The 16,484-nt window shown below is 64.0% G+C and carries 14 protein-coding genes; 5 read left to right on the top strand and 9 right to left on the bottom strand.

Features of this window, described 5'->3' with window-relative positions; all coding sequences use genetic code 11:
- Nucleotide 1: 1 nt before the first annotated feature.
- The 3 genes from Q4S41_RS03240 to Q4S41_RS03230 are packed head-to-tail and all read right to left on the bottom strand — an operon-like array spanning nucleotide 2 to nucleotide 1,837.
- Complete coding sequence (locus Q4S41_RS03240; RefSeq protein WP_305029660.1) at nucleotides 2-799, bottom strand: SHOCT domain-containing protein; 798 nt, start codon at nucleotides 797-799, stop codon at nucleotides 2-4.
- A 26-nt stretch (nucleotides 800-825) separates the two neighbouring features.
- Complete coding sequence (locus Q4S41_RS03235) at nucleotides 826-1,554, bottom strand: hypothetical protein (protein WP_305029659.1); 729 nt, start codon at nucleotides 1,552-1,554, stop codon at nucleotides 826-828.
- A 28-nt stretch (nucleotides 1,555-1,582) separates the two neighbouring features.
- Nucleotides 1,583-1,837 (bottom strand): hypothetical protein, encoded by a 255-nt coding sequence (locus tag Q4S41_RS03230; protein WP_305009593.1) that lies wholly within the window; start codon nucleotides 1,835-1,837, stop codon nucleotides 1,583-1,585.
- A gap of 136 nt (nucleotides 1,838-1,973) precedes the next feature.
- Here Q4S41_RS03230 and Q4S41_RS03225 point away from each other — a divergent pair, with 136 nt between their 5' ends.
- Nucleotides 1,974-2,162, top strand: coding sequence for a hypothetical protein (locus Q4S41_RS03225; protein ID WP_305029658.1), 189 nt, complete (start codon nucleotides 1,974-1,976; stop codon nucleotides 2,160-2,162).
- 294 nt (nucleotides 2,163-2,456) lie between these two features.
- On the opposite strand, the gene Q4S41_RS03220 is transcribed toward Q4S41_RS03225, so the two are convergent.
- Nucleotides 2,457-3,239 carry a class I SAM-dependent methyltransferase gene (locus Q4S41_RS03220; protein ID WP_305029657.1) on the bottom strand — a complete coding sequence of 261 codons (783 nt, stop codon included), beginning with the start codon at nucleotides 3,237-3,239 and terminating at the stop codon, nucleotides 2,457-2,459.
- A 125-nt stretch (nucleotides 3,240-3,364) separates the two neighbouring features.
- Between Q4S41_RS03220 and Q4S41_RS03215 the strand changes: the two genes are divergently transcribed.
- Together Q4S41_RS03215 and Q4S41_RS03210 are read left to right on the top strand one after the other, a co-directional pair.
- Nucleotides 3,365-5,434, top strand: coding sequence for a S9 family peptidase (locus tag Q4S41_RS03215; protein WP_305029656.1), 2,070 nt, complete (start codon nucleotides 3,365-3,367; stop codon nucleotides 5,432-5,434).
- Between the two features lie 147 nt (nucleotides 5,435-5,581).
- On the top strand, nucleotides 5,582-7,510 hold the full coding sequence (locus Q4S41_RS03210) for a sensor histidine kinase (protein WP_305029655.1): 1,929 nt from the start codon (nucleotides 5,582-5,584) through the stop codon (nucleotides 7,508-7,510).
- A gap of 39 nt (nucleotides 7,511-7,549) precedes the next feature.
- On the opposite strand, the gene Q4S41_RS03205 is transcribed toward Q4S41_RS03210, so the two are convergent.
- The 3 genes from Q4S41_RS03205 to Q4S41_RS03195 all read right to left on the bottom strand — a co-directional run bounded on the left by Q4S41_RS03205 (nucleotide 7,550) and on the right by Q4S41_RS03195 (nucleotide 11,616).
- Nucleotides 7,550-9,691, bottom strand: a complete 2,142-nt coding sequence (locus tag Q4S41_RS03205; RefSeq protein ID WP_305029654.1) for an FUSC family membrane protein — start codon at nucleotides 9,689-9,691, stop codon at nucleotides 7,550-7,552.
- 197 nt (nucleotides 9,692-9,888) lie between these two features.
- Nucleotides 9,889-10,191 carry a hypothetical protein gene (locus tag Q4S41_RS03200; protein ID WP_305029653.1) on the bottom strand — a complete coding sequence of 101 codons (303 nt, stop codon included), beginning with the start codon at nucleotides 10,189-10,191 and terminating at the stop codon, nucleotides 9,889-9,891.
- 63 nt (nucleotides 10,192-10,254) lie between these two features.
- On the bottom strand, nucleotides 10,255-11,616 hold the full coding sequence (locus Q4S41_RS03195; RefSeq protein ID WP_305029652.1) for an alpha-amylase family glycosyl hydrolase: 1,362 nt from the start codon (nucleotides 11,614-11,616) through the stop codon (nucleotides 10,255-10,257).
- Nucleotides 11,617-12,091: 475 nt separating this feature from the next.
- On the opposite strand from Q4S41_RS03195, the gene Q4S41_RS03190 reads away from it, so the two are divergent.
- Nucleotides 12,092-13,849 (top strand): T9SS type B sorting domain-containing protein, encoded by a 1,758-nt coding sequence (locus Q4S41_RS03190; RefSeq protein ID WP_305029651.1) that lies wholly within the window; start codon nucleotides 12,092-12,094, stop codon nucleotides 13,847-13,849.
- A 154-nt stretch (nucleotides 13,850-14,003) separates the two neighbouring features.
- On the opposite strand, the gene Q4S41_RS03185 is transcribed toward Q4S41_RS03190, so the two are convergent.
- Nucleotides 14,004-14,966 (bottom strand): bestrophin family protein, encoded by a 963-nt coding sequence (locus Q4S41_RS03185; RefSeq protein ID WP_305029650.1) that lies wholly within the window; start codon nucleotides 14,964-14,966, stop codon nucleotides 14,004-14,006.
- Nucleotides 14,967-15,023: 57 nt separating this feature from the next.
- Entirely contained in the window at nucleotides 15,024-15,443 is a 420-nt protein-coding gene (locus Q4S41_RS03180; protein ID WP_305029649.1) for a RidA family protein, read from the bottom strand.
- Nucleotides 15,444-15,598: 155 nt separating this feature from the next.
- Between Q4S41_RS03180 and Q4S41_RS03175 the strand changes: the two genes are divergently transcribed.
- Nucleotides 15,599-16,411, top strand: coding sequence for an energy transducer TonB (locus tag Q4S41_RS03175; protein ID WP_305029648.1), 813 nt, complete (start codon nucleotides 15,599-15,601; stop codon nucleotides 16,409-16,411).
- Nucleotides 16,412-16,484: the final 73 nt, after the last annotated feature.

Here is a 16,484-nt window from a genome sequence, read left to right as displayed (position 1 = left end):
TCTATTGGTTGGCAGCTGAATCGGCAACTGAGGAAGGTGCTGGCGCAACTACCGAGTCGCGTACTACCGGGGCGGGGCGGGTCGGCAACGCCGGGGCCGGATTGGTGGGCGCTAGGCGGATGGTTTCGGGCACGGCAACAGGCTGGACCATTTGCTCGGCCTGCGGGCCGGTTTCGATGGGCGCGGCCAGCGTATCAGCGGGCGTGAGGCTGGTGCTGGACAGGCGCTCCGAGGGCTGGCGGTTGAGCGAGAGGTACAGCACCAGCCCGAGCAGGGCCAGCAAGCCGCCGATGGACAGAATGAGCGCCAGCGGGCTGCGAGCTGCTGGGGCCGCGCCTTCGGGGAATTCGTCGGCCACGTAGCCCGCATCGGCGGCGGCAAGCCCCGGGGATGGGGCCGTAGGTGGAGGCAGCGCAGGAGTTGCCGCCGCGCCTTCGGCTGCGAGAGCACGGCGCACGGCGGGCGGGATGAAAGCGGGTTCTTCGGGCGCAGACTCCGATTCGATGGCTGGCGCGAAAGAACCTGGGGCGGGTTGCTCGACGGGCAGGGCTACCGAACCGAGGTCTTCAAACATCGGCGAAGGCGTTTCCGCAACCGGGGCTGGCGGCAGCACGACGGGGGCCTCGGGCACAGCGTCGGCCGGCGCCGGCGCAGTGGGGGCTGCCGACGCAGTAGCGCCATCGTGAAACACGAGGCGCTGCTTCAGGGCTTCGAACTCGGTGGGCGTGAGGGCGCCGGCATCGAGCATTTCCTTGAGCTGGCGCAGGGTGTCGAGGGGCGAGGAATTGGGGTTATCCATGGACCTGAATACGGCCGGGGGCGGGGCTAGTTTTTGCGGTCGAGGGCCGAGAGGCGGTCGCGGCGGCGCTGCAGGCGTAGGCGGCTGTCGTCGAGCAGCACCTTGTTTTTGATTTGGGCCGCGGAGTCGGCGCGGGCCTGCACCAGGTTTTCGATGTTCTTTTTCTTCAACTCTTCGATGCGGGCCAAGTTGGCTTCGGTGTTGCTTTTGAGGGCGGCCTGCTCTTTCTCGAGGCGCTCTTTTTCCTTTTCGGTGGCTTTGAGCTTCTTCTCGGCTTCGGCAATCATGTCGCGGTAGGCCTTGAGGCGTACGGCGCCCGCGAAGTTTTGCGTCATGGCGCGCAGGGCTTCGTACTCGGTTTTGGTGCTGCTGGGGTCGAAGAAGGTATTGTCATCAAACCCACCGAAAATCATGACTTCCGACACCGAATCGGACGGGGCTACGATGGTGGCATAAAGGTCGACAAGCTTGCCCGAAACCGTGCTGGCGGGCGTTTGCTTGGCCATCAGCACGTCGCTTTTGCCCATGCCCAGCACACCGCCGGTTTTGAATTTTACGTTGTAGCTCGATTTCATCCAATCCTGCAGGAATTCGCGCACGTCGGTGGCCCTGCCATCGACCTGCACCTTGAGGGCGGGGCGGGCTTTCTTGTTGTAGTTCACCTCGCCAGGGCGCACGTCGTAGAGCTGGGCCGTGGCGAGGGCGGGCGCCAGCCAGCCGGCCAGGAGTAGCAGGAGGAGATGGATTTTTTGCATGGGAAAGGTGGGGTGAGGGGCGGCGCAACTAGCGCAGCTCGTGGCGGTCGAAGGCGGCCTGCAGGTCGGCGCGCATGGCTTGGAAGCGGGCAATGGCGGCGGCCAGAAACTCGTCGTCGAGCAACTCGCGGGCTTCGGCGTCGGAGCCGGTGAGCAGGTCGAGCTCGGCCACTTTATAGGTTTGCTCGAGGTTGCCTTGCTCCAGCTTCAGCAGAAACTTGCCGTTCCAGGCCAGCAGCGTGATTTTGACGGCGGGGTGCGGAATGTCGGCGACGTGGCGCATGAATTGATTTTAGAATGGCCAGAACCGGGACGAAGATAGTAAGCTCCACCTAACTCCTCACCGGCGGCCTTCGTAAAAACCCGCGTGGCCCGGCGCTGCGGGCCGTTTCCTTTCCACCTTTCAGTCCATCACCGCCATGTCACAGGGAGATAAGTCGAAATACACCGACAAGCAGAAGCGCCAGGCCGAGCACATCGAAGAAAGCTACGAGAAGAAGGGCCTGTCGGAAGAAGAAGCCGAGGCCCGCGCCTGGGCCACGGTGAACAAACAAGACGGCGGCGGGAAACTTCCCGGCGGCTCGGGCCGTAAAAAGGCCAGCAAGTAACTTTTCCGGCGCTTATGCGCCCGCAAGTGGCTGTTTCCCCACAGAAGCAAGGCTCGCCAACTGAGTTGGCGGGCCTTCCTTTTTTGCATTGAAAGGGTTGTAGGGTTTAGCCGGTCATGTCGAGCTTGCCGAGACATTTCGAGTGCGCCTTCTGTTATCCTGAGCGGAGCGAAAGACCTTCTCACCGAAGAACATTTGGCAGTAACTCAGCTAATGCGAACGTGATAAGGTCCTTCGCTCCGCTCAGGATGACAGAGGCAAGCTCGACATGACGTTCTCATTCTTCGGCATCGGCTACTGGGGTTTCTGGGCCACCATTTTTACCAGCCGAAGTTGCTGCTTGGTGAAATCGGCGGTGCCGATGGGTTCTTCGTAGCGCACGATTTTGAGGCCGGCGGCCTGGTAAAGTTTTGGCAGTTCGTCGGTTTTGAAGAAGACGCGGTAGTCGCCGTCCACCACCTGTATTTTCTCGGTGGCATCCATGTGGAAGGCTTCTAGCACCACGATGCCGCCGGGTTTTAGGGCTTTTTTCACGTGGGCGGCATAGTCGCGGCCACCGGCGTAGCTCAGCACGATGAGGTCCCATTTGTTGGTACCCCAGTCGTATTTGGCCATGTCGGCCACTTCGGTGGTGAGGGGCACGCCCAGCTTTTTGGCCCGGGCCTGGGCGTAAGCCAGGGCTTTTTCGGCCACGTCGACGCCCGTCACCTGCCAGCCCATCTGGGCCAGGTAGATGGCATTGCGGCCCTCGCCCATGTCGGCGTCGAGGGCCGTGCCGGGCTCCAAGCCCTGCACGGTTTCGACCAGCAGCGCATTGGGCTTTTCGTTGAGGGTGCGCGCGCGCATCAGCGAATCGGTGAGGATGTAGTTCCAGCGAATGCGGGTTCGCTCGGCCAGCAGGCGCTTGTGCTCGGCTAGCTGGGCGGCGGTGGGGTTGGCGGGCAGCACCGGCTCGGGCCCGAGGCCGGGAATGGGCGGCAGGCTGCGCTTGGCGGGCGCGGGGCTGGCGGGCTGCTGCGCCCGGGCCGCCAGCGCGGACATAAACAGGCCGGCAGCCACCAGTAAACGGAAAGTCATTGTGTGCATGGTGAGTCCAGAGAAAAGAGTTCAGCATAAACTTAATCTATAAATAGTAAAAATTTATATACTTTATGCCACACCTCTCTTGGCGGCGATGCGGTGGCCGTCCGTAATTTTCGGGCATGAACAAGCTCTTTCTTGGCGCGCTGGCTTTGCTCCCACTCGCGGCGGCCGCCCAAACCCCTCCCCCACCGTCCACCGTGCTCACGCCCGAAAAGCTCTGGCAGCTGGGCCGCCTGGGCGAAATGCAGGTGTCGCCCGACGGCAAAACCGTGGCCTACACCGTGACCAAATACAGCGTGGCCGACAACAAAGGCAACGCCGACATCTGGACGGTGCCCGTGGCCAGCGGGCAGCCGAAGAAGCTCACCGACACGCCCGGCTCCGAAAACACCCTGAACTGGCGGCCCGATGGCAAGCTCACGTTCATCTCAGGCGAAGGCGGCACCGACCAGCTCTACGTGATGAGTGCCGACGGCTCCGGCAAAACCAGGCTCAGCGACTTCCCCGACCAGGGCCTGAGCAACCTGAAATACGCGCCGAAGGCCAATTTCATCCTCTACACGCAGGACGTGAAGTCGAGCCCGAGCACGCTGGACCTGTTTCCGGACCTGCCCAAGGCCGACGCCAAAGTCATTGACGACCTGAACTACCGTCACTGGAACGTGTGGGACGACCACCTCGCCAGCCACGTCTTCTTCCAGCCCATCGGGGCCGATGGCAAGCCCGAAGGCTACGGCAAGGACCTGATGCCCGGCGAGAAATTCGACTCGCCGCTGATGCCCGACGGCGGCTCGGAGCAGCTGGCGTTTTCGCCCGATGGCTACCGCATTGCCTACACCAGCCGCAAGCTCACGGGCAAGGCCGAGGCCGAAAGCACGAACTCCGACATCTACCTCTACGACATCCATAACGCCCAAACCGTGAATCTGAGCGAGGGCTTGGGCGGCTACGACACCGAGCCCGCTTTCTCGCCCGATGGCAAGCAGGTGGCCTGGCTGAGCATGGCCACGCCCGGCTTCGAGTCGGACCGCAACGGCATCATGGTGTACGATTTCGCCAGCAAAAAGCGCGTCGACATCACCAAAGGCTCGGAGCTGAGCGCGGCCAACTTGCGCTGGAGCGCCGATGGAAAAACCATCTACTTCGTGGCCGTGGTGACGGGCGCCGAGCAGCTGTTTTCGGTGCCCAGTAAGGGCGGTAAAATCCGCCAGATTACCAATGGCGCGCAGAATTACAACGCGTTTGAATTGGTGGGCCGCGACCAGGCGGTGGCCAACCGCACCACGCTTTCATCGTTTGCCGATATCGTGCGGCTCGACCTGAAAACCGGCAAGGAAACGCCGCTCACCACCATCAACCAGCAGGAGCTGGCCGGCATCAAAATGGGCAAGGTGGAAGACCGCCGCGTGGCCACCACCGACGGCAAGCAGATGCAGGTGTACGTCGTTTACCCGCCCGATTTCGACGCCAGCAAGAAATATCCCACACTGCTCTACTGCCAGGGCGGGCCGCAAAGCCCTATCACCCAGAGCCAGAGCTACCGCTGGAATTTCCAGCTGATGGCGGCCAACGGCTACATTGTGGTGGCGCCCAACCGGCGCGGGCTGCCCGGCTTCGGCCGCGAGTGGAACGACGCCATTTCGGGCGACTGGGGCGGCCAGCCCATTCGGGACTACCTCTCGGCGATTGATGACGTGAGCAAGGAACCATACGTGGATAAGGACCGGCGCGGCTGCGTGGGCGCCTCCTACGGCGGCTACTCGGTGTACTACCTGGCCGGCCACCACGAGGGCCGCTTCAAGACCTTCATCGCCCACGACGGCCTCTTCAACCTCACCAGCTGGTACCCCAGCACCGAGGAAATGTTCTTTGCCAAGCACGACATGGGCGGCGCGCCCTGGGATGCTACGCCCAACAAGTCGTACCAGGAGTTTAACCCCCAGCAGTTTGTGGGCAAATGGGACACACCCATTCTGGTCATCACGGGCGGCAAGGATTTCCGGGTACCGGAGGGGCAGGCCATGGAGGCGTTTGGCACGGCGCAGTTGCGCGGCATCCCGAGCCGCTTTCTGTACCTGCCCAACGAGGGCCACTGGGTGCTGAAGCCGCAGAACGCCATCCTGTGGCAGCGGGTGTTTTTCGACTGGCTAGGCCGCACGCTGAAGCCTGGGGGGCAGGCATCGAAATAACCGGCTCCATAGAGCACTAACCCATAAATCCAGCAGCTCACCGCCCGAATTCCGGCTGGTGAGCTGCTGGATTTTTACATTATAAAAAGTGAGTTTTTAATGGAATAATAGTTACTTGCCGGCACTAATGTGCTTGACTATTCGCCTATGCGCTTTTTTCTATTCGCGGTATTAACGCTGGTTAGGCTGATAGGTGGGCAAGCGCATGCCGCAGAACCGTCGCATCCCTTCCGCGACACCCTGCTGCTAAAAGACCCCAAAGGCGCCCACGTTTCCGAAGCCTACCGCTACTACACCGAGCCCTTCGGCCCGGCGCCCGACCCGGAGCATGCCGAAGCCCAGTGGCGCGCCGGCCGCTTCCGCCCCGGCCCCTGGCACAAAACCCTGAACCTGGGCCTGATGCACCAGCGCGTGTGGCTGCGCCTGCCGGTGCGCAACACGGAGGCTCGGCGCCTGCGCTATCTGTGGAGCATTTTCAACTTTGCCGACAGCGCCGCCCTGTATTGCCGGCGCGCGGGCGAAACGACGTTTGCCCACCTGGGTGCCGCCAGCTCGTGGGTGCCGGCGGCCGAGCGGCAGTTTCCGGCCCGCTCGCTCAGCTTCCCGTTCGAGCTGGGGGCCGGCGAGTCGGCCGTGCTGCTGCTGCGGATTGACGTGCATACCGGCGGCGTTTATCTGCCCACGTACATCGAAACGGCCGAGCACTTTCTGGCTTGGGAAATGGGCTTTCCGTTTGAGCGGCACTGGGTGTGGCTGCTGGGTTTTTACCTGAGCAGCGCCTTGTTCAACCTGGTGCTGTTTGCTTTTCTGCGCGACCGGATTCATCTGTGGTACGTGGCCTACGTGGTGGCCGTGACGCTGTTTTTGATGATGGAAGACGGCTTGGATGCCATGCTGCTGCCCACGTGGCTCTACCAGCTGCTGTGGTCGGTGGGCCAGTATAATTTTATGATTCTGGCCGGGGCGGCGGGCATTCGCATCATGCTGCTGTTTTTAAGGCTGCCGCAGCGGCGCCGGCTCCACCAAACCGGCATCTGGCTGGCGGGCGCGGCCGTGGTGCTGGTGGCCGGGTATGCGGCGCTGTTTCCATGGGCCGTGCGCCACAGCCTGCCGCTGGTAGAAGCCCTGAACTGGGGCCGCGAGCTGCTGATGGTGCTGGTGTTCGGCTACGGCTGGGTGACGCTGATTTCGGCCTTTCTGACGCGGCACCGGCAACGGCTGGCAGCCTACTATGCGCTGACGTACCTGTTCTTTTTTGTGGGCTACGGCGTGTTTTGGCTGAATCATCTGGGCCTGTCGAGCTTCAACCCCGTTTATCCCAACACACTGGCCTGGGGGCTCTTCGCTGAGCTTTTGGTGCTGAGTGCGCTGCTTACCGGCCGCTTCCGCCACACGCTGCGCCAGAATGCCCAGCTGCGCATCCGCCGCCTGCAGCAGCGCAACGACGAAGGCGCCCGCCTCATTGCCGCTCAGGATGCCGAGCGCGAGCAGCTGGCCCGCGAGCTGCACGACGCCCTCGGCCCCAACCTGGCCGCACTGCACATGGCCTGGCAAAGCAACGCCGTGCGCGACGCCCTAGCCGCCGCCCCCAACGCCGCCACCATCGGCCTGCTGACGGAGGAAATTCTGGGCCAGCTCTACGGGCAGGTGCGCCAGCTCAGCCACGCGCTGCTGCCCACCGCGCCGGGCACCAACCGGCTCAGTACCTCCCTGGCAGCCCTTTGCGACGCCTTCAACCTGAACGGGACGCCGCACGTGACGACTCAGTTCGAAGGTGAGTTGGACAACCTGCCTTCCGCCGTGCAATCGGCCGCCTACCGCATTGTGGCCGAGCTGCTCAACAACGCCGTGCGCCACGCCCAGGCCCATCATGTGCAGGTGCAGCTGCGCCGCCGGCTGGCCGCCCTGGAGCTGTGCGTGCAGGACGATGGCCGCGGCTTCGGGCGCGGCGAGGACTCCCCCACCACCGGCATCGGCCTGCGCGGCGTGCGCACCCGCGCCGCCTACCTGGGCGGCACCGTCCGCATCGAAACGCCGGCAGTGGGCACGCGGGTGGTGGTGAGCTTGCCGTGCTGAGGGGAGGTTGGGCCCGTCTGCCATTGCAAGGACAGGTGACTACTTCACCAGCACCTCCGTAATCTTCCCGATATCCCCGCTCACCTTCTGCAGAAATGTCAGTTGCTCCAGCAGTGATTTGTCATCGGCATCGGCGGGCACGTCGGGCGCGGTGGGCGGCAGCTCGGGGCTGGGCTCGGTGGCGGCGGGCGCGATGCAACTCAGGCTTTTCTGGAGGGCGGTGGCGGCGCTGTTGAGGGCGCGGCGGCCCTCGGCGGCAAAGGGCGGCACGGCGGGCGCGGCCTCGCGCAGGGTACCGGTGAGGGCGGCGATGTTGGACGAGAGAATGTGGTTCAGCACCACGAATTCGTGGGTTTCGGTGGGGTGGTGCTGCTTGCTTTTGGGCTCGGTGAGCATGCGCTGGAAGGCCGCCGCCAGGTTGGCCTCGCTCACGTACACATTCTTGCGCAGCAGGCGGTACTCGTGGGGCGGCAGCGGGCGGCCGGCCAGACGGTTGGCCAGCTGGCGCAGGTAGGCCAGGTTAGCGCGCAGGGCGGCGGCCATGTAGTCGGTCAGCTGCTCCGATTCCCAACTGGGAAACAGGAAATAGCCCGCCGAAAACGCAATGGCGCAGCCAATAAGCGTGTCGGTGATGCGCTCCTCGGCCACGCCGATATAACTCAGCCCCAGGAAACTGAACATGATGAGCAGGTAAGCTGTGAGGAAAATGACCGTGGCCAGGTACACCGTGCGCTGAAAGCTGTAGGCCATTATCATAAACACCACCAGCACGCCGAAACGCACCTCCGTCCAGGGCACCAGCCACAGAATGGCGGCCCCCAGCGCCCCGCCCGCCAGCGTGCCGATGATGCGCTCTTGGTTGCGCTGGCGCGTGAGGCTGAAGCCGGGCTTGAGCATGATGGTCACGGTCATCAGAATCCAGTAGTTGTGCTGGCCGTGCCAGAGGCCTTCGGCGATGGCGAAGGCCACGAGGCAGGCCAGCGTCATGCGCACGGAGTGGCGAAACACGCCCGATTTGAGCGTAAAATTCTGGCTCAGGGCCTGGGCTTCGATTTCCTGGTGGGCCACGAAGCGGGTGTGCTCGGCGGCGCGGCTGGGCACGTTGGCGGGCGCCAGGCTCTCGTCGAAATAGCGCCGGATGTTGCCCACGCGCCGGATGATGTCGCGCAGGTTGACCAATATTTTCTTCAGCACCCGCGTATTGCCTTCGGCGTCGGTGTCGAGGGCGCTGATGCGGGCTTGCAGGCGCATCCACTCGTCGCTGAGGTCGGGGCCGACGCCGTCGTAGGGGCGGTTGGCCTGAATGGCGACGCCGAGGTGGTCGAGTTCGGTGGCGATGTGGCGGATGAGGGTGGAGATGTAGGGCAGTACCCCGCTGCGGCCGAAGCTGTCGCGCACGGCGGCGTAGTCGTAGTAGCCAGCCGTTACCCGCTCGTACATGTCCACGGTTTCGACGAAGGTGAGCACCAGGCGGCGGCCGGTGCTGGTGGTTTCGTTCACAATCTGGCGGGTGCGGAACAGGATGTCGCGCACGGCCTCCTGCTTTTCGTTCACCACCACCTGCTGGGCCACCAGCTCGCGGTAGTCGGAGTCGAGGGCTGTGGCCGGGTTGTAGAACTTGGCTTTCAGCTCCAGAAAACGGGCCACGGCGTGAATGCATTCGCCCAGCGCCTGCTGCGCCGGCCGGTAGGGCCGCACCTGATACGTCACCATGGCCAGCCCCGCGTACCAGAGGCCGCCCAGCAGCAGCAGGCCCGCGTGGGGCAGCGCCTGGGCCAGGGTGGGCGGGTGGGCCAGCATCAGCACTACGTTGAGCAGGCCGGCGGTGCCCACCGCCCCGGCCCGCGCCCCCCACACCAGCAGCATGGTGCAGCCGAAGCTGAGCACGCCCACTTCGAGCCCCAGCAGCCACACGCTGGTGGCCGCCACGCTGGTGAGCAGCGACGTGACGAGCACCATGGCCAGGGCGGCCAGCATGCCGTTGCGGCGGTGCGCGGCCGGGCCGGGCGTGTCGGTCACGCTCACGCACACGGCGCCGGTCGAGACGGTGAGGCCAAGGTCAAAATGCCCCCACTGGGCCAGCAGCAGCGCCGGCAGCAGGATGGCCACCGTGGTGCGGACCCCATCGGAAAAGTGCTGCCCGGAAAAAAAATAGCGAAGGCGGCGGGAGTAGGTGTTCATTCGGAGAAGCGGCGGACTGGCTGCGAATAAACGGGAAGCCGGGGCAAATGGGTTATTCCAGTTAAAAGTTAGCAGAACGGTCATGCTGAGCGCAGTCGAAGCATCTCTACCGCGCAACTAACCCAATCGACCGGATTTACTGCTGCGGCAGAGATGCTTCGACTGCGCTCAGCATGACCGTTTATGAAACTCTTAACTCAAAGCGTCGTCGTGTTCGGCCGGCCGTCCTCGTCGTCATAGGCGGCGGAGTCGCCCTCGTCCTCATACACGGCGCTTTCCAGGTCATCGACGCAGGTTTCGAGCTGGGCCACTTCTTCTTCTTTTTCGGCCAGTTGCTGGCGCAGGGTGGCCAGCTCGCGGGCCTGCTGCTGCTGGACGGCTTCGAGCTGGGCGAGGCGTTGCTGGTCGGCCTGGCAGGCGGGCAGCGCCGTCATCAGCGCCAGCGCCACGCTGCTACGGCCAATCCAGCTTTTTCCTCGGGTGGTCAACAAGGCTTTCATTACCCCAAAACTACGCACGCCGCCCGCCGCAGTTGCCCGGCGGGGCTTATGCATCTGCCCGTTTCAGCGCTGCCACACCGCGTAGCCGTAGGCGGCCAGCGGCACGGCGGCGGGGCTGCCCACAGCCGTTCTGGTCAGCGAATTGGTCCAGGCCGCGCCTTGCGACACGGCAGGCAGCGGCACCGAAACGGCGCTGCTGCGCAGGTTCACCAGCACCAGCACTTCCTGCGCGCCCAAGCGGTGGCGCACTACCACGGCGCCGGGTGCCTGGTCGAAATACTCAACCAAGCCGTAGCGCAGGGCCGGCTGGTCGTTGTATACGCGCAGCAAACCGCGGTAGAAAGGGCCCGCCGTGGGGTCGTTATTCCAGCGAATGGGCGTGCGGGTGGGGCTGTTGAGCTGGGCCGGGTCGCCGGCCTCCTGGCCGTTGTAGAGGAGCGGCGCGGCCCCGAAGGCCAGCGTGGCCACATAGGCGGCGCGGGCGGCGGCTTCGCTGCCGAAGCGCGCGGCCGGCGTGCCCTGCTGCACCTCGTCGTGGTTGGTGGTGAAGCGCAGGCGGTAGCTGCCGGCGGGCACGTTCTGCAGCTCGGCGGCGTGGGCGGCGGCCAGCGTGGCCGTCGGGGCCTGGTTGATGACCACGCGTTGCAGGGCATTATAGAAATCCCAGCCGAAGGTGAGCTGGAAGCCGGCGGCGTAGTGGCTGGTCTGGCTGCCTTCGGCGAGAAAAAACAGGTTGGGGTTGGCCTGGCGCAGCTCCGCGATGGCCGCCTGCCAGTAGTCGTCGGGCACGAGGTCGGCCGCGTCGCAGCGGAAGCCGTCGATGGCGTGCCCAGTCACCCAGGTTTTCATGGCGGCCGTCATGGCCTGGCGCAGTTCCGGGCGGTTGTAGTTGAGGTCGGCCACGTCAGTCCACTGCGGGTTGGGGTGCACGATTTGGCCGTTGGCGTCGCGGGTGTACCAGTCGGGGTGCTGCTGAACCCAGGGGTGGTAGTACGAGGTGTGGTTGGCCACCCAGTCGAGCAACACGCGCAAGCCGCGCTGGTGGGCAGCGGCCACAAGCCGGTCAAAGGCGGCCAGGTCGCCCAGCTCGCGGTTCACGGCGCCGTAGTCGTCCACGGCGTAGGGCGAGTTATGCGTGGGATGCAGCGGCATCAGCCAGAGCGTGTTCACGCCCAGCTTTTGTAAGGAATCGAGCCGCGGCAGCATCCCGTCAAAAGTGCCGGCCGCGCTGAAATCGGGCACGAATACCTCGTACAGCACCGCATCGCGGGCCGACAGCGCGGGCAGCGGGCTGATATTGGCTTCCGATGCCGGCGGCTCGGGCGAAGGCTGCTTGCAGCCGCCCCACAGGCACTCCAGCAGCAGCAGGTACAGCAGCAACCTGGGCCGCAGCGGCGGGCGGAGCAGTTGGAAGAGGTGGTTCATTGTCAAAAATAGGCAAGTATTCGCACCGAAGTAGCGCGACTGAAAACGGTGGCGCACGCTTTCCTTTTCGCTCCGGCCCCATCCCGAGCAATTTGCCGGTGCAAGGTTCCCGCCCGAACGCACGACCAGGCCACGGCGCGGCGCCGGCGCCGGATGCGCGGGCCCAATCGGGCCGGGCGGCAGGAAAAGATGCGCTTCCTTGCTACGCTTGGCTGAAGGGCGGCGATAAGTGACGCTCAGCCGGCAGACGGCCAGAAACGGGGTTTCCCAAGCCTGAAGGGCATAACGCCGCACGAAACCCGGGGGGGCGCAAAAAAATCTGTCTCTTTCGCAGGCCTTGCCATCGCCGAATCTGAATGCGGGCATGAAAATTGTCGCTGCTTAAACGTTTATTGTGGCTAATTTGCCCGCAGTAAGCGACTTTTTACCTCTCTTTCTTCACCACCCCTTCATTTTTTCACCCCCTCATCACCCAATGAGAACAAAAATTACGCATCTGGCCCTCTTGCTCGCGCTGCTGAGTCCGGGGGCATTGCGCACCGCCCGGGCGCAAACCGTGTACGTACCCGCAGCCGTGACCGGCTACACCGCCGACGTGGTGGCCGAAGGCACCGCCACCGGGGGCCCCGGCACGGTGGCCAGCCAAACCACCAACACCGTGGACCGCGGCAACTCCGCGGTGCGCTGGTGCTTTGCCACCACCAATTACCAGAACCCCGCCGGCCAGCGCCCCACCCGCGGCTTGCCGCAGTCGGGCCTCATCACCAGCATCAGCACGCCGGGCCTCACCTACCAGATGGGCCCCTTCAATGGCAACAACTCGCTGCGCATCGACGGCGCCAGTTCGGGCACGCTCACCCTCACCAACCCGCAGCCATGCAGCGAGGTGATGGTACTGGCTACCGAGGGCAACGGCAGCACCGTCGGTAAAACGTTCGTCGTGACTTTCACCGATGGCACCAGCCAGACGTTCAACAACATCGTGGTGCCCGACTGGTTCGGCGGCACCATTACGCCGGCCATCATCGTGGGCAGCCGCGTGAACCGGCCCGACGACGTGATTGACAACCCGGCCAACGACCCGCGCATCTACGAAGTGCGCCTGACGCTGAGCGTGGCGAACTACAGCCGGTCGGTGCAAAGCGTGAGCGTGACGAAAACGTCCACCGACCCGGTGCTCAACGTGATGGGCATCAGCCTGGGTTCCAACTGCCTGGGCGTGCCGCTGGGTGGCACGGCCATTGCCAGCGCCACCAGCGTATGCCCCGGCCAGCCGGTTGGGCTGGGCTTGGTGGGCGCGTCGAATACGGGCGGCATCACCTACCAGTGGCAGGTCTCGACGGACGGCGGCACCACGTTCGCCAACATTTCGGGCGCCACCACGGCCATCTATACCGCCAACCCTACCGTATCGACCCAGTACCGGGCCGTGGTGACCTGCCGCCTGCAGTCGAGCAACTCGACGGCGGTGAGCGTGACCGTGCCGCCCAGCGTGGCCACGGTGGCCTACGCACCGGGCCCCTTCTGCCAGGGGCTGGCCACCGGCCCCGTCCAAACGGCTTTGCCCACGTCCTTCACCCCCACGGGCGGCACGTTCACGAGCACCACGGGCCTGGTGCTCAACGCCACCACCGGCGCCGTGAACCTGACGGCCTCCACGCCGGGCACCTATACGGTGACGTACACCATTCCGAACTCCTGCCAGGCCGTGGGCACCACGTCCATCACGCTGGTGCGCACGGTGGCTGCGTTGGCTTACCCCGGTTCGTCGTTCTGCCGCGTGGGCACCACCGGCGCGCCCACCTTCTCGCCGCAGGGTGGCACGTTCACGAGCACGGCCGGGCTGTCGCTCAACCCCAGCACGGGCGCCATTGACCTGGGCAACTCCTCGGCCGGCAACTACACCGTGACCTACACCAGCAGCGGTGCCTGCCAGGCTACGGCCACGGCCAGCCTCACCGTGAAAAGCGACGCGCTGCCCGTCTTCCCTAACGTGCTTACGCCCAACGGCGACACTAAAAACGACGAGCTGAAGCTCACCATCAGCGACGTGTCGGGCTATCACATCCGCGTGTTCAACCGCTGGGGCCGCAAGGTGTACGAAGGCTACGACGCCGCCAAGGGCTGGAAGGCCGAAGACAACAGCGCCGGCATGTATTACTATCAGGTAGAATACGCCGACTGCGCCGGCCGCCGCCAGGAATACAAGAGCTGGGTGGAAGTGGTGAAATAGACTATAGAAGCTGACGCAAAAAGGGCCGTCATGCTGAGCGCAGTCAAAGCATCTTTACCTCACAAGTAATTATTTACTCTTGCGGTAGAGATGCTTCGACTGCGCTCAGCATGACGGCCCTTTTTAATTTTAAGTTCTTATCCGACCGACGACCTTAATACAGCACGTCGTCCACGGCTTCAATCTTGGGGGGCAGTTCGGTTTCCTGCAGCAGCTCGCGGATGTCGATTTCGATGCTGCGGCAGATGGTCGTCATGGGCACGTCGTAGATGTCGTTTTCGAAGGGGTTTTCGCTGGTGTGGCCCACCACTTCGATGACGTTGAACACCCACGAAACCAGCGTCGAAAACGGCACCATCAGCCACACGTGGTACTGGCCCAGGGCCACGCGGTGGTCGAACTCCTCTACCAGGCCCAGCGGCAGAATGGCGGCGAATATCCAGACAAATGCGAAGCTGAAAAACGCGAACTGCCGCGGAAATGGCGTGTTTTTGATGCGCTCGCAGCCGCCCTGCGCGTTGAACAAGTCCTGAATGGTTTGCATGAGGGCCACCTGGCGAAACTCGGTGAGCAGGCCGCGCTCGGCCAGCTCGCGCAGCTCGACGCTTTGGCGGCGCAGCAGGTGGGTGGGCGGGTTGCTAAGGGCTTTGGCTTGGGCAGCCTCGGCGGCGGGCAGGAAGGGCGCTACTTCGGTGTCCCACAGCTCGGCAGTCTGGCGGCGCAGGTGCAGGCGCAGGGCGTTGCACCACGCCACTTGCCGGTAGGCCAGGCGGCGGTGCAGGGCAGCCAGCTCGGGCTGGGCGTCGGGGTCGGCGTTGCCTTCGGGGTGCACGAAATCGAACACCCGAATGGCCCAGACCCGGCTGGTGTTCACGATGCTGCCCCACAGCTGCCGGCCTTCCCAGAACCGGTCGTAGGAGCCGTTGCTTTTAAAGCCGATGTAGAACGCCACAGCCGTGCCCAGCAGCGCCACGGGCTGCCACGGAATGTCGAGCACGTGCACGTTGAGCGGCCCGTAGAGCAAGCAGACCAGGGTATTGTAGACGATGAAGATGAGCAGGCTGCGCCAGGTAAGGTGCCAAACTACGTTCCACCGGAGGTTTTTACGAATGTACATTCGCCTCTTAACCGGAAAAGCAGCGCGGCGGTTGCGCTCCGTCCCGTCAAAGCCTGATTAATGCGACAAAGCCGCAATGCACTTCAGCTCGATGGCAATGGGCGTGGGCAGGCAATTGATTTCGAGGGTGGTGCGGCAGGGCTGGGCCGTGGCGAAGTACTCGGCGTAGAGGCGGTTGTACACCGGAAAGTCGTCCTTCATGTTGGTGAGAAACACGGTGACGTCCACCAGGTCGTCCCACTTGGCGCCAGCTTCTTCCAGGATGTAGCGCACGTTCTGAAACACGGCGTGGCACTGGCTCTCGAAGTCGTATTGCAGCACGTTGCCGTCCTCGTCGACCTCGACGCCGGGAATGCCGTTCTGGCCGCGCTGCCGCGGGCCCACGCCCGACAGAAATAGCAGGTTGCCCACGCGGCGGGTGTAGGGGTAGGCGCCAACGGGCTCGGGGGCGCGGGAGGTGGTGGGGGACTTGGCCATGCGGGAAGTAAAATGAGGTGCGACGGGGCGAAAGTAAAACGCCGGGCCGCACGTCGGCTTATTTGGCGGCTCCGGCTGGCAAGGTTTTTTCAGTGAGCGGTGTTCTCCATGCCGTAATTTGCATCCAACCCCGTCGAATTTATTCCGCTGCTCCCATGAAAACCCGGTTCCTTCTACTGCTCGCTTGTTCCATTGGCTTTGGCGCCCAGGCCCAGAAGCTCAAGATGCCGCCCAAGCCCTCCAGCGGCACCGTGTACGACTCGGTGGCCCAGCCAGCCGTGCCCATTGGCGGCACCGAGCGCTACGCCCAGTTTCTGGCCGACCACCAGAAATACCCCGCCAGCGCCATGCAAAAGGGCATTCAGGGCACGGTGAAGGTGAGCTTCATTGTGGAAAAAACCGGCACCGTGAACGATGTAAAAGTAGAAACCCCGCTCTCGCCGGAGCTGGATGCCGAGGCCATTCGCCTCATCAAAAGCGCCCCTAAGTGGACGCCGGCCCGCCACCACCGCAACGAAATCGTGCGCCAGCGCGTGGTGGTGCCCGTGTCGTTTGTGATGTCGCCGGGCAGCACCATCACCGTGGGCACGGCCGGTAAGGAGCGGCCCATCCTCACCCCGGCCGCCGACATCGCGGCCTCGGCCAACCCCAACGTGCGCCCTGTGGTGGCCCCCGACCGCCCCACCCAGCCCGTGGGCGGCACCCAGGCCTTTTTCGACTGGATTGAGAAAAACCAGAAGTACCCTTTGCTGGCCAAACAGCGTAAGATTCAGGGCAAGGTGATGGTCGAGTTCATGGTGCAGCCCGACGGCAGCCTCACCGACGTGCGCGTGGCCCGCAAGATGGGCTCGGGCCTGGATGAGGAAGCCCTGCGCCTTATCAAAGCCGCGCCCAAGTGGGAGCCCGCCATGTTTCAGGGCAAACCGATAAAGCAAAAGATGCTGTTGCCCGTCTTGTTTCAGTTGTAGGCCTCCGCGTTGCGGCGTTCGGGAGCGGCAGGTTTCGCTTGGCCCGGGCAATGCGAAATTTCCTTGCGCCCCG

The organism is Hymenobacter convexus (assembly GCF_030580955.1).
GTDB lineage: Bacteria > Bacteroidota > Bacteroidia > Cytophagales > Hymenobacteraceae > Hymenobacter.
This window is presented reverse-complemented; position numbering and strand designations above follow the sequence as displayed.

Bases quoted from the DNA above. Each gene is read 5' to 3' on its own strand.
- Q4S41_RS03205 (WP_305029654.1), bottom strand. From the start codon at position 9,691: ATGAACACCTACTCCCGCCGCCTTCGCTATTTTTTTTCCGGGCAGCAC.
- Q4S41_RS03190 (WP_305029651.1), top strand. From the start codon at position 12,092: ATGAGAACAAAAATTACGCATCTGGCCCTCTTGCTCGCGCTGCTGAGT.
- Q4S41_RS03220 (WP_305029657.1), bottom strand. From the start codon at position 3,239: ATGACTTTCCGTTTACTGGTGGCTGCCGGCCTGTTTATGTCCGCGCTG.
- Q4S41_RS03225 (WP_305029658.1), top strand. From the start codon at position 1,974: ATGTCACAGGGAGATAAGTCGAAATACACCGACAAGCAGAAGCGCCAG.
- Q4S41_RS03175 (WP_305029648.1), top strand. From the start codon at position 15,599: ATGAAAACCCGGTTCCTTCTACTGCTCGCTTGTTCCATTGGCTTTGGC.
- Q4S41_RS03215 (WP_305029656.1), top strand. From the start codon at position 3,365: ATGAACAAGCTCTTTCTTGGCGCGCTGGCTTTGCTCCCACTCGCGGCG.
- Q4S41_RS03200 (WP_305029653.1), bottom strand. From the start codon at position 10,191: ATGAAAGCCTTGTTGACCACCCGAGGAAAAAGCTGGATTGGCCGTAGC.
- Q4S41_RS03195 (WP_305029652.1), bottom strand. From the start codon at position 11,616: ATGAACCACCTCTTCCAACTGCTCCGCCCGCCGCTGCGGCCCAGGTTG.
- Q4S41_RS03230 (WP_305009593.1), bottom strand. From the start codon at position 1,837: ATGCGCCACGTCGCCGACATTCCGCACCCCGCCGTCAAAATCACGCTG.
- Q4S41_RS03240 (WP_305029660.1), bottom strand. From the start codon at position 799: ATGGATAACCCCAATTCCTCGCCCCTCGACACCCTGCGCCAGCTCAAG.
- Q4S41_RS03235 (WP_305029659.1), bottom strand. From the start codon at position 1,554: ATGCAAAAAATCCATCTCCTCCTGCTACTCCTGGCCGGCTGGCTGGCG.
- Q4S41_RS03180 (WP_305029649.1), bottom strand. From the start codon at position 15,443: ATGGCCAAGTCCCCCACCACCTCCCGCGCCCCCGAGCCCGTTGGCGCC.
- Q4S41_RS03185 (WP_305029650.1), bottom strand. From the start codon at position 14,966: ATGTACATTCGTAAAAACCTCCGGTGGAACGTAGTTTGGCACCTTACC.
- Q4S41_RS03210 (WP_305029655.1), top strand. From the start codon at position 5,582: ATGCGCTTTTTTCTATTCGCGGTATTAACGCTGGTTAGGCTGATAGGT.